This window comes from Streptomyces sp. P5F9 (genome assembly GCF_057961495.1).
Map to the genome: position 1 here is coordinate 1 of NZ_JBXVPZ010000762.1, position 2,717 is coordinate 2,717.

The following is a 2,717-nucleotide window of genomic DNA, read 5'->3' on the forward strand; positions in this document are numbered from 1 at the left end:
GTCCCGGCGCCGGGGGGGTGGTGCGTCGGGACTTGGCTCAGGGGGTCTCGGGGCACCGCCCCGGACCCGAACTCCTGCGCCCTGAAGTCTTGTTCCCCGGGCCCAGCAGCTTGAAGCGGCATTACACAGCCATGTTCGCGCGGTCTCCCGCCACCAGGCGTACGCGGTCCGGCGCGCATCTCGTTCGTACGCGCCCCCGCGTCCACCGGGCCGGTCCGGGCCGGAGGCCAGGGACTCACGCCCCCGGCACAGCTCCCGCCCCGCTCACGGCCGCTCCCGCCCCGCTCACGGCCGCTTACGCCGCCGCGTCGAAGCCGGTCTGGCTGGCCAGCTTCTTCAGTTCCAGCAGTGCGTGCTTCTCGATCTGCCGGATGCGCTCGCGGGTCAGGCCGTGCTCCTTGCCGACCTCGGTGAGTGTGCGCTCCCGGCCGTCCTCCATGCCGTACCGCATCTTGATGATGGAGGCCGTGCGCTGGTCGAGGCGGCCGATCAGGTCGTCCAGTTCCTCGCTGCGCAGCAGGGTCATGACGGACTGCTCGGGCGAGACCGCGGAGGTGTCCTCCAGGAGGTCACCGAACTGCGTGTCTCCGTCGTCGTCCACCGACATGTTCAGCGAGACCGGGTCACGGGCCCAGTCCAGGACGTTCGTCACGCGCTCCGGGGTCGTGTCCAGCTCGGCGGCGATCTCCGCGTGCTCGGGCTCCCGCCCGTTCTTGCGGTTGAACTCGCGCTGCACCCGGCGGATCCGGCCCAGCTCCTCCACGAGGTGGACGGGCAGGCGGATGGTCCGGGACTGGTCGGCGATGGAGCGGGTGATGGCCTGGCGGATCCACCAGGTCGCGTATGTCGAGAACTTGAAGCCCTTGCGGTAGTCGAACTTCTCGACCGCGCGCACCAGGCCCGCGTTGCCCTCCTGGATCAGGTCGAGGAGGGGCAGGCCGCTACGGGGGTAACGGCGGGCCACGGCCACGACCAGGCGGAGGTTGGAACGGATGAAGACGTCCTTGGCACGCTCCCCCTCGGCGACCAGAGCCTCCAGCTCGGCGCGGGAGGCGTCCGCCTGGGACTTCTCCTCGCCGTCGAGGACCTGGCGTGCGAACACGCCCGCTTCGATGGTCTGTGAAAGCTCGACTTCCTTGGCGGCGTCGAGCAGCGGTGTACGCGCGATTTCGTCGAGATACATGCCGACCAGGTCGCGGTCGGCGATCTCGCCGCCATGGGCGCGAACACTGCGCGCCACGCCGGAGGTCTCGCCGGAGGCGGACTTACGACGGGCGACGGCACGGGTTGCCATGCGTGCTCCCTTGCGATGGTGAGGTCAGCAGGTGTTCGTCCGATGCTGTGACACTTGTCTGGTGACTCTTCTCGTGTGCCCTGCATCTGATGGAAACAACGACTGGAATCCGGACAGAATTCCCAACCCGCTCCCCTATTTTTCTGATCTTGCAGTACCCTGTCCGGCCACAAGGGGGTAACGATGCCGTCGGAACGTACAGAGGTGCAGGTCAGGCCGGGAGTCGAGAGTGACCTCGACGCCCTCACGGACATCTACAACCACTACGTGCGCGAGACCCCGATCACCTTCGACACCGTCCCCTTCACACCGGAGGAGCGTCGCCCTTGGCTGCTCTCCCACCCTGAAGACGGGCCATACCGGCTGAAGGTTGCCGTGGACGGGACCTTCCAAGGAAACTCACAGCGAATCCTCGGCTACGCCACATCCAGTCCTTACCGGGCGAAGCCCGCCTACTCGACCTCGGTCGAGGTCACGGTCTACCTCGCCCCGGACTCCCCCAGAGGGGGCACCATCAGCGGCCGGGGCATCGGCACGCTGCTCTACAAAGCCCTGTTCGAGGCTCTGGCGGACGAGGACGTGCACCGGGCGTACGCGGGCATCGCACAGCCCAACGAAGCGTCCACGCGGCTGCATGAACGCTTCGGGTTCCGGCACATCGGCACCTACCGGGAGGTGGGCCGCAAGTTCGGCCGCTACTGGGATGTCGCCTGGTACGAGAAGGACCTGTAGAAGCCTCAGCCGAACTGCACCGACCGCTTCGCCATCCCCATCCAGAACCCGTCGATCACGGAGGGGTCGAAGGACTCCCGCGCGTCCAGGTCACCGCCCGCCTCCGCCGCGCCCATGGCGACGAACAGCGGGGCGAAGTGCTCGGTGCGCGGATGGGCGTAGCGCCCGGCCGGGGCCTTGTGGAGGAAGTCCAGCAGGCCGTCCCAGTCGCGGGACTCCAGTGCCCGCCTGCCCCAGTCGTCGAACTCGGAGGACCAGGTGGGCACTCCCCCGCCGGTGTGGCGCAGTGCGGCGAGGTTGTGGGTGAAGAAGCCGGAGCCGACGATCAGGACGCCCTCGTCGCGCAGGGGTGCCAGCTTGCGGCCGATGTCCATCAGCTTCGCCGGGTCGAGGGTCGGCATGGAGACCTGGAGGACGGGGATGTCGGCGGCCGGGAACATCTCGACCAGCGGGACGTACGCCCCGTGGTCGAGGCCGCGGTCCGGGACGTCCTGGACCGGGATGCCCGGGGCGCGCAGCAACTTCCGTACGGACTCGGCGAGTTCGGGGGCGCCCGGGGCGTCGTAACGGACCTGGTAGTAGTGCTCGGGGAAGCCCCAGAAGTCGTAGACCAGGGGGACCGGGTCGACCGCGCCGAGGGCGAGGGGGGCTTCCTCCCAGTGGGCGGAGACCATGAGGATCGCCTTGGGGC

The 2,717-nt window shown here is 68.6% G+C and carries 3 protein-coding genes; 1 reads left to right on the plus strand and 2 read right to left on the minus strand.

What is annotated here, in order from left to right; all coding sequences use genetic code 11:
- Nucleotides 1–295: 295 nt before the first annotated feature.
- Nucleotides 296–1,294: a sigma-70 family RNA polymerase sigma factor gene (locus AC31A1_RS49690; protein ID WP_329251568.1), complete on the minus strand. Its 999-nt coding sequence runs from the start codon at nucleotides 1,292–1,294 to the stop codon at nucleotides 296–298.
- A 183-nt stretch (nucleotides 1,295–1,477) separates the two neighbouring features.
- On the opposite strand from AC31A1_RS49690, the gene AC31A1_RS49695 reads away from it, so the two are divergent.
- A complete protein-coding gene (locus tag AC31A1_RS49695; protein WP_489659644.1) occupies nucleotides 1,478–2,026 on the plus strand; it encodes a GNAT family N-acetyltransferase in 549 nt (182 codons plus the stop codon).
- A 5-nt stretch (nucleotides 2,027–2,031) separates the two neighbouring features.
- On the opposite strand, the gene AC31A1_RS49700 is transcribed toward AC31A1_RS49695, so the two are convergent.
- Nucleotides 2,032–2,717: DODA-type extradiol aromatic ring-opening family dioxygenase (locus AC31A1_RS49700; RefSeq protein WP_489659645.1), on the minus strand; the 686-nt coding region annotated here is incomplete at its 5' end.